We start from the raw sequence: 26,416 nt of genomic DNA on the forward strand, positions 1-26,416 counted from the left end.
TCCCCCTCCGGCTATTGGGAAGACGGACCACCCCATGCCCGCAGATCTCGCCGTCATCGGACTCGGCCACCTCGGCCTGCCGCTCGCCCAGGCCGCTGTCGCCACCGGCCTCGAAACCATCGGTTACGACACCGACCCGCACCGGCTGCTGCAACTGTCCGCGGGGCACACCCCCGTCGACGGTTCACTCAGCGCCGCCGACATCCGCCGGATGCTCTCGGGGGGCTTCCGGCCGGTCACCGATCCGGCCCAGTTGGGCCGGGTCCGTACTGCCGTCATCTGTGCGCCGACGCCACTCGGCGAGGACCGGGCACTCGATCTCGCCCCGGTCACCGACGCGACCCGCGCACTCGCGGCACGGCTGCGTCCGCACACCACCGTCATCGTCGAATCCGCCGTCTATCCGGGCACCACCGAGGAAATCCTGCGCCCCCTGCTGGAAGAGGGCTCCGGACTGAGGGCCGGCCGGGACTTCCATCTCGCCTACTCCCCCAGCCGGCTCGACCCGGGCAGCCGAAATCACCCGTATGCCGCGACGCCCAAGATCATCGGCGGTCTCACCCCCGCCTGCACCGAGTCGGCCGCGGCCTTCTACGGGCGGCTCAGCGACAAGGTGGTGCGGGCCCGCGGCCCGCGCGAGGCCGAGATGACCAAGCTGCTCGAGACCAACTTCCGCCATGTCAACATCGCGCTGGTCAACGAGATGGCGATGCTCTGCCACGAGCTCGGCGTCGATCTCTGGGACGTCATCCGCTGCGCCGAGACCAAGCCCTTCGGCTTCCACGCCTTCCGCCCCGGCCCCGGCGTCGGCGGCCACGGCGTCCCGGTGGACACCGCGGGGCCGCCGCACGCGGCTCGCCCGCTGCGCATGGTGGAACTCGCCCAGCAGGTCAACGACCGTATGCCGCAGTACGTCATCCAGCGTTCCGCCACCCTGCTCAACGAGCACGGCAAATCCGCCCGCGGCGCCCGGGTGCTGCTGCTCGGCGTGACGTACAAACCGGACCTCGCGGACCAGGAGAACTCCCCGGCCGGCGAAATCGCCCGGCGGCTGATGGACCTCGGCGCGTCGGTCAGCTATCACGACCCGTACGTCCCCGACTGGCGCATCCGCGACGTACCGGTCCCGCGGGCCGACTCCCTCTACGAAGCCGCGGCGGACGCGGATCTGACCCTGCTCCTCCAGCACCACCGCACCTACGACCTCCAGGGCCTTGCGGTGAAGGCCCAGCTGCTGCTGGACACCCGGGGCGCCACCCCGGTCGGAGCCGCCCACCGCCTCTGAGACGAGCAACCACCCGCCACGGCCTCCACAACCGCAGGAGCCCGCCCACCCCCCTTGGCGCTGCGGACTGCTAGCCTGCGGCGTTCGCTTACCGCACACCAGTGCGTAGTCGTCCCAGGGGGGATCCAGCATGAGCCAGCCCGTACCACCGCCGTACCCGTCCGACCCGTCGCAGCCGGCCCAGCCGCCGCAGGGCTTCGGTTACCCGATGGCTCCGCCGCCCGCCCCGGTGCGGAAAAACCTCGCCGGCGGTGTGGTGGTGGCCCTCGTCGCGGCCATCGCCGTGGGGGCCGCCTACGGCGGCATCCTGGGCGCCACCAGCCACGAGATCGGTTACGCGGCCATCGCCGTCGGCTTCATCGTCGGCTTCGCCGCAGGCAAGGTGGGCGGCGACCACGTGGCGCTCGCCGGGATCAGCGCCGTTCTCTCGCTGGCCTCGATCTACTTCGGCCAGCTGCTCGGCGAGGCGATCATCGCCGCCAAGCACCTCCCGGTCTCCGTGTCCGAGCTGTTCTTCCAGCACTTCGGTCTGCTCAACGAGGCCTGGCGGGCCGACTCGGACTTCATGAGCTACGTCTTCATCGTGATCGCGGTGTGCGCTTCCTTCGCCGGCATGAAGCGGGCGGTCTGACCGCGGACACCACGAATCCCCGCTGCCGTTCGCGTACGGCAGCGGGGATTCGGGTGTCCGGACCGAGCCGGTTTCAGCGCTTGTGCTGTGCGTCGGCCACCGTCACCTCGACGCGCTGGAATTCCTTCAGCTCGCTGTAGCCCGTGGTCGCCATCGAGCGGCGCAGCGCCCCGAAGAAGTTCATCGAGCCGTCCGGGATGTGCGAAGGCCCCGCCAGCACCTCCTCGGTGGTACCGACGATGCCCAGGTCCACCAGCTTGCCGCGCGGCACATCCTCGTGGACGGCCTCCATGCCCCAGTGGCGGCCCCGGCCGGGGGCGTCCGAGGCACGGGCCAGCGGGGAGCCGATCATCACCGAGTCCGCGCCGCAGGCGATCGCCTTCGGCAGGTCGCCGGACCAGCCGACGCCGCCGTCGGCGATGACGTGCACATAACGACCGCCGGACTCGTCCATGTAGTCCCGGCGGGCCGCCGCCACATCGGCGACCGCGGTCGCCATCGGCACCTGGATGCCCAGGACATTGCGGGTGGTGTGCGCGGCGCCGCCGCCGAAGCCGACGAGGACGCCCGCCGCCCCGGTACGCATCAGGTGCAGCGCCGCGGTGTAGGTCGCGCAGCCGCCCACGATGACCGGGACGTCCAGCTCGTAGATGAACTGCTTGAGGTTCAGCGGCTCGGCCGCGCCGGAGACGTGCTCGGCGGAGACCGTCGTACCGCGGATGACGAAGATGTCGACACCCGCGTCGACCACGGCCTTGGAGAACTGGGCGGTGCGCTGCGGGGAGAGCGCCGCGGCGGTGACCACGCCCGAATCGCGCACCTCCTTGATGCGCTGACCGATCAGCTCCTCCCTGATCGGGGCCGCGTAGATCTCCTGCAGGCGACGGGTCGCGGTCTCCCCGTCGAGCTCGGCGATCTCGTCGAGCAGCGGCTGCGGGTCGTCGTACCGGGTCCACAGGCCTTCGAGGTTCAGCACGCCGAGGCCGCCCATCTCGCCGATGCGGATGGCGGTCCGCGGCGAGACGACCGAGTCCATCGGTGCGGCCAGGAACGGCAGCTCGAAGCGGTAGGCGTCGATCTGCCAGGCGATCGAGACCTCCTTCGGGTCCCGGGTGCGCCGGCTCGGCACGATGGCGATGTCGTCGAACGCGTACGCCCTGCGGCCGCGCTTGCCGCGCCCGATCTCGATCTCAGTCACGATGTGTGGCCTTTCCCTCTACGTATGCCGTTCCAGTATCCCCGACGCTCATACCGAAGCCCGGCCGGCCATCGGCCGGTCGGGCTTGTGCGGTAGTACGCGGGCAGTTCAGCGCCGGGTGTAGTTCGGCGCCTCGACCGTCATCTGGATGTCGTGCGGGTGGCTCTCCTTGAGGCCCGCCGAGGTGATCCGGACGAACCGGCCCTTGCTCTCCATCTGGTCGACGGAGGCCGCGCCCACGTAGCCCATCGTCTGGCGCAGACCGCCGACGAGCTGGTGCAGTACGTTCGCCAGCGGGCCCCGGTAGGGCACCTGGCCTTCGATGCCCTCCGGCACCAGCTTGTCGTCGGAGGACACCTCGGCCTGGAAGTAACGGTCCTTGGAGTACGACCTGGCCTGACCGCGGGTCTGCATCGCGCCGAGCGAGCCCATGCCGCGGTACGACTTGAACTGCTTGCCGTTGATGAAGAGCAGCTCGCCCGGGGACTCCTCGCAGCCCGCGAGCAGACTGCCCAGCATCACGCTGTCGGCGCCGGCCGCGAGGGCCTTGCCGATGTCGCCGGAATACTGCAGGCCGCCGTCGCCGATCACCGGGACACCGGCCGCGCGGGCGGCGAGCGCCGCCTCGTAGATCGCGGTGACCTGGGGAACACCGATACCGGCGACCACCCGGGTGGTGCAGATCGAGCCGGGGCCGACACCGACCTTGACGCCGTCCACGCCCGCGTCGAGCAGGGCCTGGGCGCCGTCGCGGGTCGCGACGTTGCCGCCGATGACGTCCACCGGGACGCTCGACTTGATCTTCGCCATCCAGTTGAGGGCGTTGCTGTTGTGACCGTGCGAGGTGTCGACGATCAGGAAGTCGACCCCGGCCTCGGCCAGCGCCTGGGCCCGGTCCAGCGCCTCGGGGCTCGCCCCGACGGCCGCGCCGACGAGCAGCCGGCCCTCGGCGTCCTTGGCGGCGTTGGGGTACTTCTCGGCCTTGACGAAGTCCTTGACCGTGATCAGGCCCTTGAGGATGCCCGCGTCGTTGACCAGCGGCAGCTTCTCGATCTTGTGCCGGCGCAGCAGCTCCATGGCGTCCGCGCCGGAGATGCCGACCTTGCCGGTCACCAGCGGCATCGGGGTCATGACCTCGCGCACCTGGCGGCTGCGGTCCGACTCGAAGGCCATGTCACGGTTGGTGACGATGCCCAGCAGCTTGCCCGCCGGATCGGTGACCGGCACACCGCTGATGCGGAACTTGGCGCACAGCTCGTCGGCCTCGCGCAGCGTCGCGTCCGGGTGCACGGTGATCGGGTCGGTGACCATGCCGGACTCGGAGCGCTTGACCAGGTCGACCTGGTTGGCCTGGTCCTCGATCGACAGATTGCGGTGCAGCACGCCGACACCGCCCTGACGGGCCATGGCGATGGCCATCCGGGCCTCGGTGACCTTGTCCATCGCCGCGGAGAGCAGCGGGATGTTCACCGTGACGTTCCGGGAGATCCGGGACGAGGTGTCGACCGCGCTCGGCAGCACGTCCGACGCGCCCGGCAGCAGCAGCACATCGTCGTACGTCAGCCCGAGCGTCGCGAACTTCTCGGGCACTCCGTCGACGTTTGCAGTCATGACACCTTCCCCAAATGGCCTTGATCGGTGCGGATGTCCATGCTAACGGGCTCCGGAGGCGTCTCATTCCACGATCTGCATGATCACCGGAGCTTGGAGCTTCCTACTGTTCGGCCAGTGCCCGCAGCCGGCTCAGCGCCCGGTGCTGCGCCACCCGGACCGCGCCGGGGGACATCCCCAGCATCTGCCCGGTCTCCTCGGCGGTCAGCCCGACCGCGACGCGCAGCACCAGCAGCTCGCGCTGATTCTCCGGCAGGTTCGCAAGGAGCTTCCTGGCCCAGGCGGCATCGCTGCTGAGCAGCGCCCGTTCCTCGGGGCCGAGCGAATCATCGGGCCGCTCCGGCATCTCGTCCGAGGGCACAGCGGTGGATCCGGGATGGCGCATCGCCGCCCGCTGGAGATCGGCGACCTTGTGCGTCGCGATCGCGAAGACGAAGGCTTCGAACGGCCGCCCGGTGTCCTTGTAGCGCGGCAGCGCCATCAGGACGGCGACACAGACCTCCTGCGCGAGGTCCTCCACGAAGTGACGGGCATCACCGGGCAGCCGGTTCAGCCGGGTACGGCAGTAGCGCAGGGCCAGCGGATGGACGTGGGCCAGCAGGTCGTGGGTCGCCTGCTGATCGCCGTCGACGGCGAGATGGACGAGTGCGCCGATGGCCGCATGGGCATTCGAAGCCTCCTCCTCGCGCATCGGTCCATGGTGCCCCGGCGCCGGACCATCCACTCCACCGGGCTCGTAGTTGTGCACTGAAGCGTTATGAGCAAGTGCGCCGGAACTCATCCGCTGCGCCCTCCCCTCCCGCTCGAACGACTCGTCCCCGAGGAACTCCACACCTCAAGGATGCGGCATCGCTCGGGAAACCGAGTTGGGGCGTCCGCCACCCCGTCCGCCGTCGGGCGGACGGGGGTCCTGCCGACCGTGCTCTAACGCACCAGGCCCCAGCGGAAGCCGAGCGCCACCGCGTGCGCGCGGTCGGAGGCGCCGAGCTTCTTGAACAGCCGCCTGGCGTGCGTCTTCACCGTGTCCTCGGAGAGGAAGAGCTCCCGGCCGATCTCCGCGTTGGAGCGGCCGTGACTCATTCCTTCGAGCACCTGGATCTCCCGCGCGGTGAGCGTGGGAGCGGCTCCCATCTCGGCCGAACGCAGCCGGCGCGGGGCGAGCCGCCACGTCGGGTCCGCGAGCGCCTGGGTCACCGTCGCCCGCAGTTCGGCGCGCGAGGCGTCCTTGTGCAGATAGCCGCGGGCACCCGCGGCGACGGCGAGCGCCACTCCGTCCAGGTCCTCCGCGACCGTCAGCATGATGATCCGCGCGCCGGGGTCGGCCGAGAGCAGCCGCCGCACGGTCTCCACGCCGCCCAGACCGGGCATGCGTACGTCCATCAGAATCAGGTCCGAACGGTCGGCGCCCCAGCGGCGGAGGACTTCCTCGCCGTTGGCCGCCGTCGTCACACGCTCGACGCCGGGCACGGTCGCGACCGCGCGACGGAGCGCTTCTCGGGCAAGCGGGGAGTCGTCGCAGACGAGGACGGATGTCATGACCGCCCTCCGCAGCTGATGCGCGTCACCTTGAGCCTCCAGGCTGGGTACGAATCGTCACCTGTGCGGTCGACGCCTCTCGGACATGTGCCCGAGCGCTTGTTGTTTCAACCGCCCACGCACTCTCAACGACGGTCACTCGAAAGAGTTACGGGCCGGACGGCCGCCTTCAGCACTCTACGTGAGGAGTCGGTTGCGGAGGAGAGCCATGCGCGTCACCTGGGGTTATTGGCCAGACATGACCCATTCAGCTGCTTTTCTTCCGTTTCGCCCGCGTATGTGACTAGATTCGTAATGAGTCATATTTACATCTACTTACATCGCGGATGTACCGTCGCGGGGCACGGTCGACGTCACCGCCCCCGCCTGACAACGGCTTCAAGGGGACAAGCAATGGCAGATTTCTCCCGCCTTCCCGGACCCAACGCCGACCTGTGGGACTGGCAACTCCTCGCGGCCTGCCGCGGGGTGGACAGCTCGCTGTTCTTCCACCCGGAGGGCGAACGGGGCGCGGCCCGCAGCGCCCGCGAAGCCTCGGCCAAGGAGGTCTGCATGCGGTGCCCGGTCCGCGCCGAATGCGCGGCCCACGCGCTCGCCGTGCGGGAACCGTACGGGGTGTGGGGCGGGCTGACCGAGGACGAGCGCGAGGAACTCATGGGACGGGCCCGCAACCGGCTGATCGCCGCCGCGACCCCCAACGGCTCGGGCCCCGGCTGACGGACCCGCGGTCGCCCACCTCGCAGCAGAAACGTTCCCGCAGGCCAGGCCTCCCGGCCCGCGAGCCCCGAGCGCCCGGCATCCAGGACTCGACGACATCCACGACTCGACGCCCCGTCAGCGTGCGGCGACCCCGGCAAGCCGGTCCAGTGTCGCCGCCACCGCCGGTACCCGGGCCAGGTCCGGCAGCGTCAGCGCGACGATCTCCCGCTGCACGGCGGGCTCGACCGGCACCACGCTGGTGCCTCTGCGGCGCACCGTCCCGATGGCGAGCTCCGGCAGGACGGCGACGCCGAGACCCGCGCCGACCAGCCCGATCACCGCGGGGTAGTCGTCGGTCGCGAAGTCGATCCGCGGCGTGAATCCCGCGCTCTCGCAGACCTCGACCAACTGGCGGCGGCAGCGCGGGCAGCCCGCGATCCAGGACTCGCCGGCCAGGTCGGCCACCCCGATGGCGCCCGCACCGGCGAACCGGTGGCCCTCGGGCACCAGGCCGACCATGCGGTCGGTGAGCAGCGGACGCACGACCAGGTCGTCCCATTCGCCGGTGGCCGCTCCGTACCGGAAGGCGAGTGCCACGTCGCAGTCACCCTCGCGCAGCATGTCGACGGAGCGCGGCGGCTCCGCCTCGACGAGCGAGACCCGGGTCCCCGGATGCGCGGCGCGCAGGGCGGCGAGCGCGGCAGGGACCAGTGTCGAACTGCCGCTGGGGAAGGACACCAGCCGTACCCGGCCGGACCGCAGCCCGGCGATGGCGGCGACCTCCTCCTCCGCGGCCGTCAGCCCGGCGAGGATGCCCGCCGCGTGCCGCACCAGGGCGTCGCCCGCCTCGGTCAGCCGCATTTCCCGGCCCGTCCGGACCAGCAGCGTGGTGCCCGATGAAGCCTCCAGCGCCTTCATCTGCTGACTGACCGCCGGCTGGGTGCAGCCCAGTTCACGGGCGGCCGCCGAGAAGGAACCGGTGGCGGCGACTGCGCGCAGGACACGGAGATGGCGGGCCTCGATCATGAGGCGAGCATAAGAGACCCTTGGGGCAAGCGGCGATTATTGCTTTGTGGCTTGGGCAGCAGCCCCTCTAGCCTGCCGGTATGAAGCTTCTGTCAGTGAATGTGGGGCGGGCGAAGCGCGCCGATTACACGGATGCCGAGGGCGGCCTCACCGGCGTCGACAAACGCCCGGTCGACGGACCGGTACGGGTGTTCAAGCCGGGTCCCAAGGGCGTGGCAGCCGGCGGAGTCGTGGGGGACGCGGTCTGCGATCTGCGGTTCCACGGCGGCGAGGGGCGGGCCGTGTACGCCTTCGCGAGGGAGGACCTCGACGACTGGGAGCGGCAGCTCGGGCGCCCGCTCGCCGACGGCTCGTTCGCCGAGAACCTCACCACCAGCGGCGTCGATGTGAGCGGCGCTCTGATCGGTGAGCGTTGGCGGGTCGGCCCCGAGGTGGTGCTGGAGGTCACCGGCGGCCGGATCCCCTGCCGTACGTTCCAGGGCCACCTCGGCGAGAAGGGCTGGGTCAGGCGCTTCACGCAGGCCGGGGCGCCGGGTGCGCTGCTGCGGGTGATCGAGACGGGTGAGTTCAGCGCCGGCGACCCGATCGAGGTGGTCCGCCGGCCCGACCACGACATCACGGTGGCGCTGCTGTTCCGGGCGGCGACCACGGAGCGTGAACTGCTGCCGCGCACGCTGGTCGCCGCGGAGTGGATGGAACCCGACCTGCTGGCCGTGGCACGCCAGTACAGCGAACAAGGGACCGGGAGGCACTCCTAGGGTTCGCTCAGGGGGCTTGTCAGGGATCTGCCCGACGCCGAACAGGGGCCTGCCGAAGGAGGATTGGCGCCATGGCCAAGACCAGGGGCATGGACGCCTCAAACGGGTACTGATCATCTTCGGCTCGGTGCTTGCGGTGCTCGTCGGGCCGCGTCGACGGTGCGGAAGGACGGCACCCGGGTCTTCGATCTGCGCATGCAGGCGGGTACGACCGCGTTCACGTCGGGGGCCAGGACACCCACCTGGGGCTTCAACGGCAGTTACCTGGGGCCGACCCTGCGCGCGAAGCGCGGCGAGAAGGTCGAGTTGCGGGTCAGGAACACCCTCGACGAGGCATCCCCCGTGCACTGGCACGGTATGCATCTGCCCGCGAAGATGGACGGCGGTCCGCACCAGATGGTGCAGCCGGGGGCCAATGCGGGCGGCCGAGGAAGATGGGCAAGCCGGAGCTGCCGGGTCCGAAGGACGCGGTGCGCGGACGGTACTTCGATCTGAAGCGGTCGGGGATCAACGGCAAGAAGATGTCCATGAGCCGGATCGACGAGGTGGTCACCCGGGGCGCCACCGAGGTGTGGACGCTGCACAACGGCGGTGACATGACACACAACTTCCATGTCCACGATGTGCAGTTCAGGATCCTGTCGGTCAACGGGAAGGAGCCGGAACCGGTGCTGCGCGGGCCGAAGGACACCATCGCCATGCCGCTCGGTGCGACGGTGAAGATCGCGGTGCGCTTCGACGGACCGTCCGATCCCGACCATCCGTACACGTACCACCGCCATCTGCTCGACCATGAGGACCACGGGATGGTGGGGCAGTTCGTGGTGGTCGACAAGGGGCAGCAGGCGGGACGCGTCACCGACCACGCCGCCGGTCACTCGGGTGGCCACGCGGGGCACTAACGTTCCGCTCATGACGACTGCACTGATCACGGGCTCGACCGCCGGAATCGGAGCCGCCTTCGCGCGGCGGCTGGCCACGGACGGCCACAACCTCGTCCTGGTCGCCCGGGACACCGAACGGCTGCGTGATCAAGCGACCGAGCTGCACGACCGGCACGGCATCGAAGCGGAGGTGCTGACCGCGGACCTCGCCACGGACAACGGGATCGCGGCCGTCGAGAAGCGCCTCGCGGACCCCCGGAACGTGGTCGATCTGCTGGTCAACAACGCCGGCTTCGGCAACAAGGGCCGCTTCCTGGACGTGCCCATGGCCGACGAGCTGACCATGCTCAAGGTGCACTGCGAGGCGGTGCTGCGGCTGACCGCCGCGGCGGTCCCCGGGATGCGGTCGCGCGGGCGCGGCGGGGTGGTGAACGTGGCGTCGGTGGCCGCGTTCCTGCCGCGCGGCACGTACGGGGCATCGAAGGCGTGGGTCGTGCAGTTCACCCAGGGCGCGGCGAAGGATCTGGCCGGGTCGGGGGTGCGGATGATGGCACTGTGCCCCGGCTTCGTCCGTACCGAGTTCCACGAGCGGGCCGGAATGGGAACCGACGGTATCCCGGGGTGGATGTGGCTGGACGCCGACAAGCTGGTCGCGGCGGCGCTGGCGGATCTGGCCCGGGGCAAGTCGGTGTCGATTCCGGACCCGCGGTACAAGGTGCTGATGGGGGCGGCGAAACTCGCGCCGCGCGGCCTGCTCGGAGGGATCACCTCCAAGACAGGCCGCAAGTACGGGCCCCAGTAGCGAGCCGCAGCAGCGAGCCGCAGCAGCCCGTGGTTATCGGCTGATGCCACGGCCCGCGTAGGCACCGATGTTGGGTGTGCCGGGAGTCAGCCGGTTGCCGAAGTAGTCCTTCCCTCCGTTGTCCGCGACGGCGGTCCCGGCGCCGAGCGCGGGTGAGCCGCCGGCCAGCCGGAAGTCGTCGCGGAGCAGCGGGTCGGCGGTGATGCCGCCGGGATCGGCCACCGGCGAGCCGATGCCGTAGAAGGCGTTGTGGTCGAAGCTGATGGTCGGAATGGTCACGTCGTACGCGTAGCCGCCGGCGCCCCGGCTCGCGAAGATGTTGTTGCGAAAGGTCAGTTCGTGCTGGGTGGTGGCCGCCGCGGCGTCCTCCACCAGCTTCGCGGGGATCTGCTCCTTGTTGGAGAAGGTGTTGTTGTAGATCTGGGTGTTCAGGATCGGTCCCCAGCAGTTCTGGACCAGCCGCGCGCCGTCGTTGTGGCTGACGTTGTAGCGGGCGACGGTGTCGACCGTCTTCGCCCCGCTGTACGGGCAGACCAGCAGGAAGCCGCCCTTGTTGTCGTGGCTGTAGTTGTACTGGAAGACCGTGTGGCTGGAGGCACCGTCCGCGTCGAAGGACATGCCGTCGTGGCTGTTCCCGCCACCGGAGACCTCGTTGTACTCGATCGTCGTGTCGTCGGTGTTGAAGGTCCAGATGCCGGCGTTGGCCGAGGGCGAACGGAGCTGGAAGCCGTCGACGCGGTTGTGGTCGACCCGGGCACCGCTGGTGGTGTCCAGCTTCATCCCGTCCCCGCCGATCGATGTCAGCGTGTTGTGGTGGACATGGACCCGGGTGGAAGGCGTCCAGGCCCCCGGATAGGCGTTCGGGTCCTGCTGGTTGCCGACCAGGTCCCGTTTGGAGAAGGTCGACTTGAAGTAGATGCCTTCGCGGTCGACGTCCTCGATGCGATTGTGGTGGATGTCCAGGCCGTCGTAGCGGCTCGCTCTGGCCGTGCCCTCGACGCCGATGTGAATGGCGCTGGAACCGGTGAGGGTCTTGGCGTCACCGCCGCGTACGTCGTGGATGTAGAGGTGGTCGATCTCGAAGCCGTGGGCGGTGCCGTAGTCGGTGAGGCGCAGCCGGACGGCGTTGCGTTCGCTGCCGGGGTTCGCGGCGTTGGTGATCTCCAGGGCGGTCAGCCGGACGTGCTGTGTGTTGGAGAGGAGTACGGCGTCGTGCGCTCCGGCACCGTCGACCACGGCGCGTTCCTTGTCCCGGCCGTAGTCGGCGATGGTGAAGGGCTCGCGGGCGGACCCGGACCCCTTCGGGGCCAGGGTGCCCGTGCAGGTCGTACCCCGCTTGAGGACGAGCCGGTCGCCGGGGCCGTACACGTGGGCGTTGGCCTGGTCGAGGGTGGTCCAGGGGTGCTGCTCGGAACCGTCGCCCGGGGCGGTGGCCGAGCAGTCGACGTGGAAGTCGGCACCGTGCCGGTCAGCCGCCCGGGCCGGGACGGCCAGTGCGGTCGCCGCGAGCGCGGCGAGGGAGGCGGCGGCCAGAGCGGCGTGCGTACGGCTGTGTCTCATGAGTCCTCCGGGAGTTGCGGAAAGGCGGCGGCGCTGTCCTGCCGGTCACGTAGCGCTGTGAGTCGTATGCGCCGGAATCGTGGACCGAGGAATGTTCGAACGTCAATGGATGAGTGATGAATGATCGAAACTTCCATCATTCGATCAGCCTGCATTAGGGTCCGGCCGTAGGATCCGACCAGCCGAGCCACCACAGCCCGAGGGGATCGCCACCGTGCGCGAAAGTGCTGCCGAACGTCACGACCGCCTGCTGGCCCTGGTACGGGAGCGCGGTTCGGCCCGGGTCTCCGACCTGGCCTCCCGGCTCGGGGTCTCGCCCGTCACGGTCCGGCGGGACGTCGAGGCGCTGGCCGAACGCGGTCTGCTCGACCGGGTGCACGGTTCGGTCTCCTGGCCGTCCTCCGCCGGGCCGGGTACGCCCGCGGCCGGCGGCGGCCCGGTCCTCGGGCTGCTCGCCCCCTCGGCCACGTACTACTTCGCCGAGGTGATCAGAGGGGCGCACGAGGCGGCGGCGAGCGCGGGGGCCCGGTTGATCCTGCGGATCTCCGACTACCGCCCCGCGGAGGACAAGGCCCGCACCGAGGGACTGCTCGCCGCGGGCGCCGAGGGGCTGCTGATCGCGCCGGGCTGGCAGGCGCCGGGCGATCAGGCGGCGTACGGGGACTGGATGGCCGAGTTGCCGGTGCCGTCCGTACTGCTGGAACGGCAGCCCGCACCGGGCAGTGCGCTGGACGACCTGGACCGGGTGTGCTCGGACCACCGCCACGGGGTGCTGCTCGCCGTGCGCCATCTGGTCGGCCTCGGTCACCGGGCGCCGCTGCTGGTGGCGCGCAGCGACAGCCCGACGGCGCTCGCGGTGCGGGCCGGGTACGAGGAGGCGCTGGGCGCGCTGGGTCTCGACCGGCCGCATCGGGTGATCGATTCGGCGCCGGCCGAACTGGACCCCGGGCGGTTCGAGGAAGCGGTGCGGGAGGTGCAGACAGCCGTGACCTCGGGGCGGGTGACGTCGGTCCTGGTCCACAACGACGTGGACGCGATCCATCTCGTACAGCGGCTGGCCGAGCTCGGGGTGCGGGTGCCGGAGGACCTGGCCCTGGTGGCCTACGACGACGAGGTGGCCGCGCTCGCCGACACACCGCTCACCGCGGTGGCCCCGCCCAAACGCCATGTCGGGCTGCACGGCGCCCGGTTGCTGATCGAACGGCTGGGGACCGAACGGCTGGGGACGGCGGCGAGCGGCGAAGAGCCGGGGCAGCATCTCGCGCTGCTCCCCCGGCTGCATGTGCGGGCCTCCTGCGGCGCCCCCGCACCGACGCGGATAACGCGCTGAAGCCTGCCACATATTCGGTAACACTCTGATCTTTTTTCGATCATTCAATCTTTCGCTCTTGACTTCGGTCATTGCGGGGCCAAGGATCACGGCCAACGCCAATGTCGCCGCTAGCTCAGGAGCCCGCTGTGAGCCGCAATCGGAGCAGAACGACCCTTTCCATAGTCGGCGCCGCCACCGCCCTGGCCGTCCTCACGGCCTGTGGCGGCAGCGGTGACGACTCCGCGAAAGGCACCGCCGGCAAGCCGGTCACCGTCACCTTCTGGGGCTGGGCCAAGGGCTCCAAGGAGACCGTGGACGCCTTCAACGCCTCGCACAGGAACGTCCAGGTGAAGTACGAGGAGATCCCGTCCGGCAACGCCGGCGGCTACGCCAAGATCTCCAACGCGGTCAAGGCGGGCAACGCCCCCGACCTGGTCTCCATCGAGTACCCGCAACTGCCCGAGTACGTCAGCCAGGGCGCGCTCCAGGACATCAGCAGCTACCTGACCGACGACCTCAAGAAGAAGTTCCTGCCGCAGGCAGTCGAGCAGACGACCTTGGGCGGTAAGAACTGGGCCGTTCCGTTCGACGCGTCGCCGCAGGCCTTCTACTACCGCAAGGACCTGTTCGCCAAGTACGGCGTCGCGGTCCCCAAGACCTGGGACGACTTCCGCAAGGCCGCCGAAAAGATCAAGAAGGCCGACGGCAAGGCCAGGATCGGTACCTTCTTCCCGGACGATCCGACCACCTTCGAGGCGATGGCCTGGCAGGCCGGCGCGCAGTGGTTCAAGGCCGACGGGGACACCTGGAAGATCAACACCACGGACCCCGCCACCGACAAGGTCGCCGACTACTGGCAGGGCCTGGTCAAGGACGGCCTGGTCCGTTCGCAGGCCTCCTTCAGCCCAGAGTGGACCAACTCCCTGAAGAGCGGCGGCACCATCGGCTACCTCGGCGCGGCCTGGGGGGCCGGCGTCCTGAAGTCCACGCTGCCCGAGCAGAGCGGGAAGTGGGCCATCGCCCCGATGCCGACCTGGGACGGGCAGGCCGCCAGCGGCATGCTCGGCGGTTCCACCTGGGCGGTGACCAAGGGCAGCAAGCACGCCAACGCCGCCATCGAGTTCGCCACCTGGATGTCGACCACCCAGGACGGCATCAAGGCCCGTATCGCCTCGGGCAGTTCGAGCGCCTATCCGGCCGCGACCGAGCTGCTGCCCGCCGCGAAGAAGGCCTTCGACGCCTCGTTCTACGGGGGCCAGGACATCTACCGGCTCTTCGGCACCGCGGCTGCCTCGATCAAGCAGGGCTGGACCTGGGGTCCGGCGACGGGCACCACGAACACCGCGATCAAGGACCAGTTCGGCAAGGTCGCCAGTGGCGGGTCCACCATCCGGGGGTCGGTCAAGGCCGGTCATGACGCGACCGTCCAGGAACTGAAGAAGCGCGGCCTGAAGGTCGAGGGCTGACCGGTATGAAGGCCCGCACCCGCGCCGCCGCGATTCTGCTGACCCCGTTCTACGTGCTGTTCACCGCTGTGATGCTGGTGCCGATCGGATACGCGGTCTGGCTCAGCCTCTTCACCGAGAAACAGTCGGGGCTGGGCTTCGGCGGCTCCGAGTCCGTGTTCTCGGGTCTCGACAACTATGCGGCGGCGCTGGGTGACCGGGCGTTCCGCGACGGCTTCGGCGTCCTTATCGGATACTGCGTCAGCTACATCCCGCTGATGGTCTGCGGAGCCCTCGCCCTGGCGCTGCTCCTGGACTCCGCCTTGGCTCGCGCCAAACGCTTCTTCCAGCTCGCGCTCTTCCTGCCGCACGCCGTGCCCGGCATCATCGCGGCGCTGATCTGGGTCTACCTCTACACGCCCGGACTGAGCCCGGTGGTCTCCGCGATGCGCTCCGGCGGCATCGGCTTCAGCTTCTTCTCCTCATCGGGTGCCCTCCCGTCGGTGGTCAACATCGCGCTGTGGGAGTGGCTGGGCTACAACATGATGATCTTCTACGCCGCTCTGCAGGCCATCGACCGCTCCGTTCTCGAAGCGGCCACGGTGGACGGTGCCGGTGGCTGGCGCATCGCCCTCAGCGTCAAGCTTCCGCTGATCCGCGCCTCCGTCGTGATGGTCGCGCTGTTCACCGTCATCGGCTCGCTCCAGTTGTTCACCGAGCCGCTGATCCTCAACAGCGGTGCCGGATCCGCCGTCTCCTCCACCTGGACCCCGAACATGTACGCGTACACCGCGGCCTTCTCCCGCAACGACTACGGGCTCGCGGCTTCCGCCTCCGTACTGCTCGCTCTCGCCGCCGCGCTGCTGTCGTTCGCGGTCACCCGCTTCACCGGCCGCAAGGGGAAGAACGCATGACTACCCGCCCGGCACCGGGCAACCCCTGGCTGTCGAAGACCGCGGTCAACGGTGCACTGCTCCTCGCCGTCGTCTACATGCTCTTCCCGCTCATCTGGCTGGTCACCGCCGCCACCAAGGACACCGGCGGACTGCTCTCCGGCAACGCCTTCTCCTTCCAGGGCTTCAACCTCGGTGAGAACCTCTCCGGCCTGGCCTCCTACGGTGACGGTGTCTACTTCCGCTGGTACGGGAACAGCCTGCTGTACGCGGGGGTCGGCGCCGTCCTCTGCTCACTGATCTGTGTCGCGGCCGGGTACGCCTTCGACAAGTACGAGTTCCGGGGGAAGGAGAAGCTGTTCGGACTCGTACTGCTCGGCGTGCTGGTGCCCACCACCGCGCTGGCTCTGCCGATGTATCTGCTGGCCAGCAAGATCGGCATCGTCAACACCTACTGGTCGGTGCTGATCCCGGTCCTGGTCAACCCCTTCGGCGTCTACCTCGCGCGGGTCTTCAGCGCCGGCTATATCCCGAACGAGGCGCTGGAGGCCGCCCGCATCGACGGGGCCGGCGAGCTGCGCACGTTCTGGTCGATCGGTCTGCCCATGGTGATGCCGGGGTTCGTGACCGTCTTCCTCTTCCAGTTCACCGCGATCTGGAACAACTTCTTCCTCCCGCTGGTCATGCTCTCCGACCGTGACCTCTTCCCGCTGAGCCTCGGGTTGTACTCCTGGAACACCAACACCCACGCCGAACCGAGCTTCTATCCGCTCGTCGTCACCGGCTCCCTGCTCGCTGTCATCCCCCTGATCGTCGCCTTCGTCTCCCTGCAGCGGCACTGGAAGGCCGGTCTGACCGCCGGAAGCGTCAAATGACACCTCGCCGAGGAGTACCGCTAAGGAGTACGGGACCCACCATGCACCACGCCACTGACAAGCAGCCGGACGTCCTGCTGGCGATGGCTCCGGGCATCGTGGAGCGGCTGTTCGCCGAGCGCCACCACGTCCGGCTCACCGCCCTGGCGCGTACGGACAGCCGACTGGTCGCCCACGACCTGGCGGACCCCGCCCCGGAGGTCGCCGCGGCCCTTGCCGGGGCCGAGGTGCTCTTCACCTGCTGGGGTGCCACCCGGCTGACCCCCCGGATCCTGGATGCCGCTCCGCGGCTGCGCGCCGTGGTCCACGCGGCGGGATCGGTCAAGCACCACATCACCGACGCCTGCTGGGAGCGCGGCATCACCGTCACATCGGCGGCCGCGGCCAATGCGCTGCCGGTCGCCGAATACACCCTTGCGGCCATCCTGCTGGCCAACAAGCGCGTCCTGCAATCCGCGCACCGGTACCGCGCGGTGCGCGGCGAGCACGACTGGCGGGACGAACTGGACGGCGCGGGCAACTACCGTCGCACCGTCGGCGTCGTCGGCGCGTCCCGGATCGGCCGCCGACTGATCGAACTGCTGCGCCCCTTCGACCTGCGGGTGCTGCTCTACGACCCGTACGTCGACGTCGCCGAGGCGCGCGCCCTCGGTGTGCGGCCGGCCGGGCTTGACGAGTTGTGCGCCGGCAGCGACATCGTCACCGTGCACGCACCGCAACTGCCGGCGACCCGGCACATGATCGGCGTCCGTCAACTGGCCGCGATGCCGGACGGTGCGACGCTGATCAACACCGCGCGCGGTTCGCTGATCGACGAGTCGGCGCTGTTGCCCGAGCTGGCGAGCGGCCGCCTGCACGCCGTGCTCGATGTGACGGAGCCCGAGACCCCGGCCGCCGGGTCACCGCTGTACGACCTGCCGAACGTCCTGCTCACGCCCCATGTCGCGGGATCGCTCGGCGGAGAGCTGCACCGGATGGCCGACCAGGCGCTGGACGAGCTCGAGCGGTATGCGCGTGGTCGGCCCTTCGCGGATCCGGTGCTGCCTACGGACCTGACCCGATCCGCCTAGACTGGGACTATCCCACTCAAATCGTGAGACCGGGAGATGCCATGAAATTCGTACAAGTAGTCGACTGCAAGACCGAGCGGTTCGACGACATGGACCGCCTCATGGACCAATGGGTCGAACAGACCAAGGGCAGGCGGACCGCCACCCACAGTCTGATCGGCAAGGACCGCTCCGACGGCGCACACTACGTCGAGATCGTCGAATTTCCGTCGTACGAAGAGGCGGTGGCGAACTCCAAGCTGCCGGAGACCGACCGGATCTTCCAGGAAATGGTGGAGCTCTGCGACGGAACGCCCACCTTCACCGACCTCGATGTGGTGCGCGACGAACAGTTGAACCAAGAGCTGTCACGTCGGTTCTTCCATGAGATTGCCGCAGGCGGCAATCTCGACGCCATCGACGAGGTGTTCGCGGCCGACTATGCCGACCACGACATCCTGAAGGAAGAGGACACCGTGATCGGGTGCGACGGTCTGCGAAGCGATGTCAGCAGATGGCGTTCTGCCTTCGACTTCACCGTCAGCCTGGACCGGCAGATCTGCGAGGGGGACGACGTCGCGACGCTGTGGACCTTGACCGGCATCCACAAGGGCGACTTCATGGGCATCGCCCCCACGGGCAAGCAGTGCACGATGACGGGCACCACGATCTTCCGGTTCAAGGACGGCAAGATCCAGGAAGGCTGGTGGCACCACGATGTGCTGGGCCTGATGCGTCAGCTCGGCGCGCTCGGCTGATCGCAGAAGGCCCCTGTCCTCCACCCGAGGGTGGAGGACAGGGGCCTTCTGCGGCTTGTCAGCCGGTGCGGCCAGGCCTCAGTGCGAGTGGCCGTGGCCGTGGCCGGCGGCCTCGGGCTCCTCCTCGGCCGGCTTCTCGACGACCAGGGTCTCGGTCGTGAGCAGCAGCGAAGCGATCGACGCGGCGTTCTCCAGCGCCGAGCGGGTGACCTTGACCGGGTCGATGACGCCGGCCTTCACCAGGTCGCCGTACTCGCTGGTCGCGGCGTTGAAGCCCTCGCCCTTGCCGAGCTCGGCGACCTTCGCGGTGATGACGTAGCCCTCGAGGCCCGCGTTCTCCGCGATCCAGCGCAGCGGCTCGACGACGGCGCGGCGGACGACGGCGACACCGGTGGCCTCGTCGCCCTCCTTGCCGAGGGAGCCTTCGAGGACCTTCCCGGCGTGCACCAGAGCGGAGCCACCACCGGAGACGATGCCCTCCTCGACCGCGGCGCGGGTCGCGGAGATGGCGTCCTCCAGGCGGTGCTTCTTCTCCTTGAGCTCCACCTCGGTGGCGGCGCCGACCTTGATCACACACACGCCGCCGGCCAGCTTCGCGAGGCGCTCCTGGAGCTTCTCGCGGTCCCAGTCGGAGTCCGTGGACTCGATCTCGGCCTTGATCTGGTTGACGCGGCCCTGGACCTCGTCGGCCTTGCCGGCGCCGTCGACGATGACCGTGTCGTCCTTGGTGATCGTGACGCGGCGGGCGGAGCCGAGTACGTCCAGACCGGCCTGGTCGAGCTTGAGGCCGACCTCCTCGGCGATGACCGTGGCACCGGTGAGGGTGGCCATGTCGCCGAGCATCGCCTTGCGGCGGTCGCCGAATCCGGGGGCCTTGACCGCGACGGCGTTGAACGTGCCGCGGATCTTGTTCACGACCAGGGTCGACAGGGCCTCGCCCTCGACGTCCTCGGCGATGATCAGCAGCGGCTTGGAGCTGCCGGCCTGGATGACCTTCTCGAGCAGCGGCAGCAGGTCCTGGATCGAACCGATCTTGCCCTGGTGGATCAGGATGTACGGGTCGTCGAGGACGGCCTCCATACGCTCCTGGTCGGTCACCATGTACGGCGAGAGGTAACCCTTGTCGAAGGCCATGCCCTCGGTGAAGTCGAGCTCCAGGCCGAAGGTGTTGGACTCCTCGACGGTGATGACACCGTCCTTGCCGACCTTGTCCATCGCCTCGGCGATGAGCTCACCGACCTGCTTGTCCTGCGCGGAGAGCCCGGCGACGGCGGCGATGTCGGCCTTGTCGTCGATGGGACGGGCGGTCGCGAGCAGCTCGTCGGACACGGCCTTGACCGCGGCGTCGATGCCCTTCTTCAGGGAGGCGGGCGAAGCGCCGGCAGCGACGTTGCGCAGGCCCTCGCGGACCAGCGCCTGGGCCAGCACGGTCGCGGTGGTGGTGCCGTCACCCGCGATGTCGTTGGTCTTGGTCGCCACCTCCTTCACCAGCTGGGCGCCGAGGTTCTCGTACGGGTCGTCGAGCTCGACCTCACGGGCGATCGTGACGCCGTCGTTGGTGATGGTGGGGGCGCCGAACTTCTTGTCGATGACGACGTTGCGGCCCTTGGGGCCGATCGTCACCTTGACCGTGTCGGCAAGCTTGTTGACGCCGCGCTCGAGGGCGCGACGGGCGTCCTCGTCGAACTTCAGGATCTTCGCCATGGAGCTGATTCAGTCCTCTCAAAAAACGAACTGCGCCCCCGGCGCCCGCCACTCGGTGTGCGAACACAGCAGATGCGGAGCCAGGGGCGCAGATCAGGAAACGCGCAGGTGAATTACTTCTCGATGATCGCGAGCACGTCGCGAGCCGAGAGCACGAGGTACTCCTCGCTGTTGTACTTCACCTCGGTGCCGCCGTACTTGCTGTACAGCACGACATCGCCGGTCTTGACGTCGAGCGGAAGACGCTCGCCGTTCTCGAAGCGGCCCGGGCCCACGGCCAGGACGACGCCCTCCTGGGGCTTCTCCTTGGCGGTGTCCGGAATGACCAGGCCGGAGGCCGTGGTCTGCTCGGCGTCGAGCGGCTGGACCACAATGCGGTCCTCGAGCGGCTTAATGGCAACCTTGGAGCTGGTTGTCGACACGATCCGGTCTCCCCCTTCGGAGATCTCACGGGGTGAACTTGTTTGAGGTGGCGACCGGATGAATCCGTCGTCGCGGGTGCCGGACCGGCCCGTCGCCATGTTTGGCACTCTCCCGTGGGGAGTGCCAGAACTGAGACTAGGACGGCGATTAGCACTCGGTCAAGCGGAGTGCCAATGCCGCCCGTCGGTGTCGCCGCGTCAGCACCCTTTCGGCATGGCGTGGAACCGCTTGCCGCCTGGTTCTGCACGCCGAGCCGAGCGGGCTCCACCGGCGCTGAGACACTTGACGGGTGACCGACCTCGACGCCTTCTCGCTCCTGCTCACCGCCGAGGGCTCCGCCCTGCTCGACTCGTTGCGGGACTTCGACCCGGCGCAGGAACTGGCCGTCGCCACCCGGCTGCGCCGCTCGCACCCCACCGAGCTGGTCTCGGCCGCGCTCGCCCAGGCGCGGCTGCGGCAGCGGGCGGTGGCGAAGTTCGGCGCGGACGACGCGTACCGGATGTTCTTCACTCCGCACGGGGTCGAGCAGGCCACCCGTAAGTCCGTCGCCGACTACCGGGCCGGGCGTCTCTCGGCACTGGGCGTGCGCGGGGTGGCCGATCTCTGCTGCGGCATCGGCGGAGACGCGGTCGCGATGGCCCGGGCCGGGATCTCCGTGCTCGCGGTCGACCGTGATCCGCTGACGGCCGCGGTGACACGGGCCAACGCGGAGGCACTGGACCTGGGCGAGTCGATCGAGGTCCGGTGCGCGGACGTCGCGGACATCGACACCGGCCCGTACGACGCGGTCTTCGTCGACCCGGCCCGGCGTGGCGGACGGGGCCGGATCTTCGACCCCGAGGCGTACTCCCCGCCGCTCTCCTGGGCGGTGGGCGCCGTGCATGCGGCGACCGGGGCCATCAAGATCGCGCCGGGAATCCCGCACGAGATGATCCACCGGGCCGCCGAGGCCGAGTGGATCTCCGACGGCGGTGACGTCAAGGAGGCGGTGCTCTGGTTCGGTACCCGGCCGGGACTGCGCCGCGCCACCCTGCTGCCGTCCGGTGCGAGCCTCACCGGACGCGGCCTGCCCGATCCCGCGCCCCGCAAGGTCGGCCGGTACCTCTACGAACCGGACGGCGCCGTCATCCGGGCGCACCTGGTCGCCGAGGTCGCCGAAGAGCTCGACGGCGGGCTGATCGACGAGACGATCGCCTACATCACGGCGGACGAGCTGCGCGCCACACCGTACGCGACCGCGTACGAGATCACCGACGAACTCCCCTTCGGCCTCAAGAAGCTGAAGGCGCTGCTGCGTGAGCGGGAGGTCGGCAGCCTGACCGTCAAGAAGCGCGGTTCGGCGGTCGAGCCGGAGGAGGTGCGCCGCCGGGTGAAACCCAGGGGGCCCCACGCGGCGACGGTCTTCCTGACCCGGGTCGCGGGCGCGCCGGCCATGCTGATCGGGGCACCCGTGGCGAAGCCAGGCGGACCCCGGGCTGGTTGGTCCTAGGCCAGGTCGGTGAGATCGTCCGCGTACACCTGGGAGAGCGGCTGCGGCCCCACGTATTGCTGGCAGTTGCAGACGCCCGGCTCGAAGCTCAGCGGCTTCTTGTTCTCGTCCCAGGCCGTCGGCACCTCGACCGTCTCGTGGCATTTGCCCTGCCGGTCGTGCTTGGCGAGATGATGCGTGCAGCCGCAGATCGGCTCGGGCGGCTTGTGCGCCGCCTCGATCTCCCTGCGCTCCCGCTCCGCGGTCTCCAGCCGCTCCATCCGGCGCTCGTGCCGGGTGCGCAGTGCGGTGCGCCCCTGGTCGGCGACCCAGCCGAAGCCGCCGACCATGAAGAAGATGAATACCCACCAGAACCAGTCCACTTGCCGCCCCTTCCCCCTGGCACGCGATCCTCGCCCCAGGTTACGCGCAGTGCCGCGATGATCCGCAGTCCGCGGGCCGGCCCCCCGCCCCGGTTCAGTCGCTCGCCCGGCGGCCGGGGGGCAGCAGGTCGGTGGCGAGCCTTACGACCCGGTCGGCGAGGGGGCGCTGGGCAGGCTCCTGCCGAACGGCCGCATCGGTGAGCCGTACGACGTCCTCCTGCCACCGCCCGGTCACCGCATCCGGAGCGCCGACCCGCCGCAGGCCGCGCTCCAGCAACCCCCATGCGGTGTCCGGCCGTTGGCGCAGCACCGCCTTGACGGCGGCCACCGCATTGGCGAGCGCGCTGGCGGCCGCCGACCAGTCGTCGCCGCGCGCCAGCGGGTTGTCGCGGTCGTACGCCGGGTCGTCCGCGACCGACTCCGCGGAGATCTCCAGGTCGACGCGCCAGAAGAGCGGCAGGTCCCGGAAGTTCACGAAGAGCAGGCGTCGCTTGCTCGACCGCTGCAGCTCGGGGTCGCTGCGCACCGAGACCACCTCCCGCACCTGTCCGAGACAGGCGGCGGCCCCTGCTGCGCAGTCGTCGAAATCTGCGTCGGGAACGATCCAGGCGAGGTCGATGTCGCTGTACGGATCCGCCGTTTCCCGGGCGAGCGAGCCGCGCAGCTCCGCCCGCGAGCCGGGGCACCGGGCCCGCAGCGCGGCCAGCGACCGCTGAGCCAGGGCGTCCCGGTCTGCCGGGTCCAGGGGTTCGGATCCCCACCCGGCCCTCCGCGCCTGTGCCGGCGTGCGCGCTCGCCGGTCGTCCCGCGTCAATTGCCGCTCCTCCCCCGGGCTCGCACCCCGCGCTTCTCAGGCTACGCGCGGCCGGGCCGGGGCCGCCCGCTAATCGACCGCGACCGACTCGAAGCGCCAGCGGTGCACGGCCCGGGTGATCAGTTCCGGTGCCGGTTCGGGGAGTTCCGGCAGGTCCGCGTCGTAGGGAGCGTTCCACCAGGTCAGCACGAGCACCCGGTCCTGCGGGGCGCGCAGGTACTCGCGGCGGGCCGGCGCCGGTACGAGGATCTGGGCCCGCGCCCAGTCCAGCAGTTCGGCGCCCCGGCCGTCCGCCGCGCGGGCCTCCCACATCAGCGCGACCGTCATGAGTAGAGGTTGTCCTTGCTGACCTCGTGCACGTGGTCGTGAGTGGGGGCGGGGGTGTGCGACTCGCCCGGTACGTGTGTCTCGGTCACCGGCAGCGACGAGTCCGCCGACAGGTCCCAGTCCGACGCCGCCCGGTTCCTGGCCACCATCTCCGCGCCGAGTGCCGCCACCATCGCGCCGTTGTCCGTGCAGAGCCCGGGGCGCGGTACCCGCAGCCGGACGCCGGCCCGCTCGCAGCGTTCCTGGGCCAGCGCCCGGAGCCGGGAGTTGGCGGCGACGCCGCCGCCGATCATCAGGTGGTCCACGCCCTGGTCCCGGCAGGCCCGGACGGCCTTGCGGGTGAGTACGTCGACGACCGCCTCCTGGAATGAGGCCGCGACGTCCCGCACCGGGACCTCCTCGCCGGCCGCGCGCTTCGCCTCGATCCAGCGCGCCACCGACGTCTTCAGGCCGGAGAAGGAGAAGTCGTACGCCGCGTCGCGCGAGCCGGTGAGACCGCGCGGGAACGCGATCGCCGCCGGGTCGCCCTCCCGGGCGAGCCGGTCGATGACCGGGCCGCCGGGGAAGCCGAGATCCAGCACCCGGGCGATCTTGTCGAAGGCCTCGCCCGCCGCGTCGTCGATGGTCGCGCCCAGCGGGCGGACGTCCGAGGTGATGTCGGGGGCGAGCAGCAGCGAGGAGTGGCCGCCCGACACGAGCAGCGCCATCGTCGGCTCCGGCAGCGGGCCGTGCTCCAGCTGGTCGACGCAGATGTGCGAGGCCAGATGGTTCACGCCGTACAGCGGCTTGCCCAGCGCGTAGGCGTAGGCCTTGGCCGCCGACACGCCGACCAGCAGCGCGCCCGCCAGGCCCGGTCCCGCCGTGACCGCGATCCCGTCGAGGTCCCTCGCGCCGACTCCGGCGTCCTTCAGCGCACGCTCGATGGTCGGGACCATCGCCTCCAGGTGCGCCCGTGAGGCGATCTCCGGCACCACGCCGCCGAACCGGGCGTGGGTGTCGACGCTGGACGCCACGGCGTCCGCGAGCAGCGTCGTACCGCGGACGATGCCGACGCCCGTCTCGTCGCAGGAGGTCTCGATACCGAGTACCAGGGGTTCGTCAGCCATGGGTCTCTGTCTCTGTTCCTTGTGCGAGGCCGCTTCCGGGCCCGGTTTCCGGGCCCGGGTCCCGGCCCGGTTCGAGGCGCATCACGAGCGCGTCCACGTTGCCGGGCTGGTAGTAGCCGCGGCGGAAGCCGATGGGTTCGAAGCCGAAGCGCTCGTAGAGCTTCTGGGCGCGGAGGTTGTCGACCCGCACCTCCAGGAGGACTACCGCGCATTCGAAGGCGGTGGCGTGCTTGAGCAGGTCGGTGAGCAGTTCGGCGCCGAGGCCGCTGCCCCATCGGTCGCGGGCCGATGCGATGGTCTGGACGTCCGCCTCATCGCCGACGGCGGCCAGCCCGGCGTATCCGACGATCCGGCCGTCGGCCTCCGCGACCACGTAGCGCCGGGTCGCTCCGGGCCCGCGCGCGTGGGCGAGTTCGGACCAGAACATGCCCTCGGACCAGGCGTCGTCGGGGAACAGCTCGTGTTCGAGCTCCAGTACGGCTGCAATGTCCCACCAGCGCATTTCGCGCAGTACGGCGGTCGTGGGAGTGGCCCGGATCACTGCGGGGTGACCACCTTGTAGTTCTTCGGCACCTGCGCGTCGGGGCGCCGCAGGTAGAGCGGGGCGACGGGCAGGAAATCGCCCTCCTGACCCTGCGCCAGCTTCTCGGCGGCCAGCGCGCCGAGCGCCCCGGCCGACACGTGCTCGGGGGCGCGCGCGTCCGGGAAGGTGTCCGGGTAGAGCAGCGCGCCGGCTCCGACCGCGGGCAGTCCCGCGACCTGCTCCGCGATCTCGGCGGGACGGTCGACCGCGGGCTCGCCCAGGCGGTTGCGGGAGCCGTCGTACCGCGCCCAGTAGACCTCCTTGCGCCGGGCGTCCGTGGCGACCACGAAAGGGCGGTCGAGACCGGCGACGTGGGCGAGGCCGTCCAGCGTGCACAGCCCGTACACCGGCACCCCGAGCACCGACCCGAAGGTGGCGGCCGTCACCAGGCCGACCCGCAGTCCGGTGTACGGGCCCGGGCCGACGCCGACGACGATGCCGGTGACGGCGTCGAGTTTCGCCCCGGCTTCGGCGAGCACCCGGTCGACGGCGGGCAGCAGTAGTTCACCGTGGCGGCGGGCGTCCGTCCGGCTGGACTCGGCGACGACGGACGCGCCGTCATGGAGAGCGGCGGTCACGGCGGGGGTGGCGGTATCAACGGCAAGCAGGAGCACACAAACAGCCTACGGCTCCCACGGCGGGGGCACGGCGCCCCGTCCGGTCAGCCGCCTGCTGCTAACGTCACCGAGAATTCGTACGTACGAGAAGTCGGGAGCGCCAGGTGTCCAGGAGCAGCTCGGGAATCGTGGCCGGGCTCACCGCCGCGGCCATGGCCGCGGTCGGGTTCCTCGCCTACCAGGCATCGGCGAACGCCCCCGCCGATCTCGGCTCCGCCAAGCCGTCCACCTCGGCCTCGGCCTCGTCCGACTCGTCGGGCGCCGCGGGCAAGCCGGGCTCCTCGGACACCCGTGCGCTGCCGCCGCATTCGGGCACCGGCACCCGGCTCGTCTACGCGCTGTCACTGAAGCGGGTGTGGCTGGTGAACGGCTCGGAGGTGAAGACCTTCGCGGTCATGCCGAGCGCGGTCGATCCGAAACCGGGCTCCTACCGGGTGAGCTCCCGCTCGGGGAGCGTCATCGGCTCGGACGGGGTGCCCGTCGAGCATGTGGTGCGGTTCGCGACGGTCGACGGGGTGACGGTCGGCTTCAGCGCGGCACGCAACAACTCGATGGCCAACCCGAGCCCGAAGCTCAAGACCGGGGGCATCCGGATGAAGCGGGCGGACGGCAACGCGCTGTGGACGCTCGCGACGATCGGCACGAAGGTCGTCGTCGTTCCCTGACCCG

Annotated in this window: 29 protein-coding genes; 15 read left to right on the top strand and 14 right to left on the bottom strand. The window is 70.0% G+C overall.

Features of this window, described 5'->3' with window-relative positions; genetic code table 11:
• Positions 1-34 precede the first annotated feature (34 nt).
• Together AB0436_RS23315 and AB0436_RS23320 are read left to right on the top strand one after the other, a co-directional pair.
• Entirely contained in the window at positions 35-1,285 is a 1,251-nt protein-coding gene (locus AB0436_RS23315; protein ID WP_366469876.1) for a nucleotide sugar dehydrogenase, read from the top strand.
• Between the two features lie 130 nt (positions 1,286-1,415).
• Positions 1,416-1,916 carry a hypothetical protein gene (locus tag AB0436_RS23320; RefSeq protein ID WP_366469877.1) on the top strand — a complete coding sequence of 167 codons (501 nt, stop codon included), beginning with the start codon at positions 1,416-1,418 and terminating at the stop codon, positions 1,914-1,916.
• A gap of 73 nt (positions 1,917-1,989) precedes the next feature.
• On the opposite strand, the gene AB0436_RS23325 is transcribed toward AB0436_RS23320, so the two are convergent.
• The 4 genes from AB0436_RS23325 to AB0436_RS23340 form a co-directional block, all read right to left on the bottom strand.
• Entirely contained in the window at positions 1,990-3,114 is a 1,125-nt protein-coding gene (locus AB0436_RS23325) for a GuaB3 family IMP dehydrogenase-related protein (protein WP_366469878.1), read from the bottom strand.
• Positions 3,115-3,222: 108 nt separating this feature from the next.
• Positions 3,223-4,725: an IMP dehydrogenase gene (gene guaB, locus AB0436_RS23330; protein WP_366469879.1), complete on the bottom strand. Its 1,503-nt coding sequence runs from the start codon at positions 4,723-4,725 to the stop codon at positions 3,223-3,225.
• 103 nt (positions 4,726-4,828) lie between these two features.
• A complete protein-coding gene (locus AB0436_RS23335) occupies positions 4,829-5,416 on the bottom strand; it encodes a sigma-70 family RNA polymerase sigma factor (protein ID WP_366469880.1) in 588 nt (195 codons plus the stop codon).
• Between the two features lie 233 nt (positions 5,417-5,649).
• Positions 5,650-6,261 (bottom strand): response regulator transcription factor, encoded by a 612-nt coding sequence (locus AB0436_RS23340; RefSeq protein WP_003948568.1) that lies wholly within the window; start codon positions 6,259-6,261, stop codon positions 5,650-5,652.
• A gap of 393 nt (positions 6,262-6,654) precedes the next feature.
• Between AB0436_RS23340 and AB0436_RS23345 the strand changes: the two genes are divergently transcribed.
• Complete coding sequence (locus tag AB0436_RS23345) at positions 6,655-6,978, top strand: WhiB family transcriptional regulator (protein WP_365851724.1); 324 nt, start codon at positions 6,655-6,657, stop codon at positions 6,976-6,978.
• Positions 6,979-7,095: 117 nt separating this feature from the next.
• Here AB0436_RS23345 and AB0436_RS23350 read toward each other — a convergent pair whose 3' ends face one another.
• Positions 7,096-7,986 carry a LysR family transcriptional regulator gene (locus AB0436_RS23350; protein ID WP_366469881.1) on the bottom strand — a complete coding sequence of 297 codons (891 nt, stop codon included), beginning with the start codon at positions 7,984-7,986 and terminating at the stop codon, positions 7,096-7,098.
• Between the two features lie 80 nt (positions 7,987-8,066).
• Here AB0436_RS23350 and AB0436_RS23355 point away from each other — a divergent pair, with 80 nt between their 5' ends.
• The 4 genes from AB0436_RS23355 (at position 8,067) to AB0436_RS23370 (ending at position 10,430) form a co-directional block, all read left to right on the top strand.
• Positions 8,067-8,744 carry an MOSC domain-containing protein gene (locus AB0436_RS23355; protein WP_366469883.1) on the top strand — a complete coding sequence of 226 codons (678 nt, stop codon included), beginning with the start codon at positions 8,067-8,069 and terminating at the stop codon, positions 8,742-8,744.
• A 195-nt stretch (positions 8,745-8,939) separates the two neighbouring features.
• Complete coding sequence (locus tag AB0436_RS23360; RefSeq protein WP_366469884.1) at positions 8,940-9,239, top strand: multicopper oxidase domain-containing protein; 300 nt, start codon at positions 8,940-8,942, stop codon at positions 9,237-9,239.
• Complete coding sequence (locus tag AB0436_RS23365; RefSeq protein ID WP_366469885.1) at positions 9,179-9,646, top strand: multicopper oxidase domain-containing protein; 468 nt, start codon at positions 9,179-9,181, stop codon at positions 9,644-9,646. Before AB0436_RS23360 ends, AB0436_RS23365 begins: the two co-directional genes overlap by 61 nt.
• 10 nt (positions 9,647-9,656) lie before the next feature.
• Positions 9,657-10,430 (top strand): SDR family oxidoreductase, encoded by a 774-nt coding sequence (locus tag AB0436_RS23370; RefSeq protein WP_366469886.1) that lies wholly within the window; start codon positions 9,657-9,659, stop codon positions 10,428-10,430.
• Between the two features lie 33 nt (positions 10,431-10,463).
• On the opposite strand, the gene AB0436_RS23375 is transcribed toward AB0436_RS23370, so the two are convergent.
• Positions 10,464-11,990 carry a right-handed parallel beta-helix repeat-containing protein gene (locus AB0436_RS23375; protein WP_366469887.1) on the bottom strand — a complete coding sequence of 509 codons (1,527 nt, stop codon included), beginning with the start codon at positions 11,988-11,990 and terminating at the stop codon, positions 10,464-10,466.
• A 214-nt stretch (positions 11,991-12,204) separates the two neighbouring features.
• On the opposite strand from AB0436_RS23375, the gene AB0436_RS23380 reads away from it, so the two are divergent.
• From AB0436_RS23380 to AB0436_RS23405, 6 genes are all read left to right on the top strand, one after another.
• Positions 12,205-13,320 (top strand): substrate-binding domain-containing protein, encoded by a 1,116-nt coding sequence (locus AB0436_RS23380; protein WP_366469888.1) that lies wholly within the window; start codon positions 12,205-12,207, stop codon positions 13,318-13,320.
• A 128-nt stretch (positions 13,321-13,448) separates the two neighbouring features.
• Positions 13,449-14,768, top strand: a complete 1,320-nt coding sequence (locus AB0436_RS23385; protein WP_366469889.1) for a sugar ABC transporter substrate-binding protein — start codon at positions 13,449-13,451, stop codon at positions 14,766-14,768.
• A gap of 5 nt (positions 14,769-14,773) precedes the next feature.
• Positions 14,774-15,661 (top strand): sugar ABC transporter permease, encoded by an 888-nt coding sequence (locus AB0436_RS23390; protein WP_366469890.1) that lies wholly within the window; start codon positions 14,774-14,776, stop codon positions 15,659-15,661.
• The gene (locus tag AB0436_RS23395; RefSeq protein WP_366469891.1) at positions 15,658-16,515 is read left to right on the top strand and encodes a carbohydrate ABC transporter permease; all 858 of its coding nucleotides are present in this window, start codon (positions 15,658-15,660) and stop codon (positions 16,513-16,515) included. Before AB0436_RS23390 ends, AB0436_RS23395 begins: the two co-directional genes overlap by 4 nt.
• Before the next feature lie 41 nt (positions 16,516-16,556).
• Positions 16,557-17,585 carry a hydroxyacid dehydrogenase gene (locus AB0436_RS23400; protein WP_366469892.1) on the top strand — a complete coding sequence of 343 codons (1,029 nt, stop codon included), beginning with the start codon at positions 16,557-16,559 and terminating at the stop codon, positions 17,583-17,585.
• Positions 17,586-17,626: 41 nt separating this feature from the next.
• On the top strand, positions 17,627-18,322 hold the full coding sequence (locus tag AB0436_RS23405) for an ester cyclase (RefSeq protein ID WP_366469893.1): 696 nt from the start codon (positions 17,627-17,629) through the stop codon (positions 18,320-18,322).
• Positions 18,323-18,400: 78 nt separating this feature from the next.
• Here AB0436_RS23405 and groL read toward each other — a convergent pair whose 3' ends face one another.
• Complete coding sequence (gene groL, locus AB0436_RS23410; protein ID WP_366469894.1) at positions 18,401-20,026, bottom strand: chaperonin GroEL; 1,626 nt, start codon at positions 20,024-20,026, stop codon at positions 18,401-18,403.
• 113 nt (positions 20,027-20,139) lie between these two features.
• Entirely contained in the window at positions 20,140-20,448 is a 309-nt protein-coding gene (gene groES / locus AB0436_RS23415; RefSeq protein WP_328537177.1) for a co-chaperone GroES, read from the bottom strand.
• A 290-nt stretch (positions 20,449-20,738) separates the two neighbouring features.
• On the opposite strand from groES, the gene AB0436_RS23420 reads away from it, so the two are divergent.
• A complete protein-coding gene (locus AB0436_RS23420; RefSeq protein ID WP_366469895.1) occupies positions 20,739-21,938 on the top strand; it encodes a class I SAM-dependent methyltransferase in 1,200 nt (399 codons plus the stop codon).
• Here AB0436_RS23420 and AB0436_RS23425 read toward each other — a convergent pair.
• From AB0436_RS23425 to tsaB, 6 genes are all read right to left on the bottom strand, one after another.
• Complete coding sequence (locus AB0436_RS23425) at positions 21,935-22,300, bottom strand: hypothetical protein (RefSeq protein WP_365851733.1); 366 nt, start codon at positions 22,298-22,300, stop codon at positions 21,935-21,937. The genes AB0436_RS23420 and AB0436_RS23425 overlap by 4 nt on opposite strands.
• 94 nt (positions 22,301-22,394) lie before the next feature.
• Complete coding sequence (locus AB0436_RS23430) at positions 22,395-23,114, bottom strand: hypothetical protein (protein WP_366469896.1); 720 nt, start codon at positions 23,112-23,114, stop codon at positions 22,395-22,397.
• Between the two features lie 69 nt (positions 23,115-23,183).
• Positions 23,184-23,441, bottom strand: a complete 258-nt coding sequence (locus tag AB0436_RS23435; protein ID WP_366469897.1) for a hypothetical protein — start codon at positions 23,439-23,441, stop codon at positions 23,184-23,186.
• On the bottom strand, positions 23,438-24,547 hold the full coding sequence (tsaD, locus tag AB0436_RS23440; RefSeq protein WP_366469898.1) for a tRNA (adenosine(37)-N6)-threonylcarbamoyltransferase complex transferase subunit TsaD: 1,110 nt from the start codon (positions 24,545-24,547) through the stop codon (positions 23,438-23,440). Before tsaD ends, AB0436_RS23435 begins: the two co-directional genes overlap by 4 nt.
• Positions 24,540-25,049 (bottom strand): ribosomal protein S18-alanine N-acetyltransferase, encoded by a 510-nt coding sequence (gene rimI / locus AB0436_RS23445; protein ID WP_366470042.1) that lies wholly within the window; start codon positions 25,047-25,049, stop codon positions 24,540-24,542. Before rimI ends, tsaD begins: the two co-directional genes overlap by 8 nt.
• 35 nt (positions 25,050-25,084) lie before the next feature.
• Positions 25,085-25,744: a tRNA (adenosine(37)-N6)-threonylcarbamoyltransferase complex dimerization subunit type 1 TsaB gene (gene tsaB / locus AB0436_RS23450; RefSeq protein ID WP_366469899.1), complete on the bottom strand. Its 660-nt coding sequence runs from the start codon at positions 25,742-25,744 to the stop codon at positions 25,085-25,087.
• Positions 25,745-25,851: 107 nt separating this feature from the next.
• Between tsaB and AB0436_RS23455 the strand changes: the two genes are divergently transcribed.
• Positions 25,852-26,412 (top strand): hypothetical protein, encoded by a 561-nt coding sequence (locus tag AB0436_RS23455; protein ID WP_366469900.1) that lies wholly within the window; start codon positions 25,852-25,854, stop codon positions 26,410-26,412.
• Positions 26,413-26,416 lie beyond the last annotated feature (4 nt).

The sequence above is a fragment of the Streptomyces sp. NPDC051322 genome (genome assembly GCF_040689485.1).
Taxonomy (GTDB): domain Bacteria; phylum Actinomycetota; class Actinomycetes; order Streptomycetales; family Streptomycetaceae; genus Streptomyces.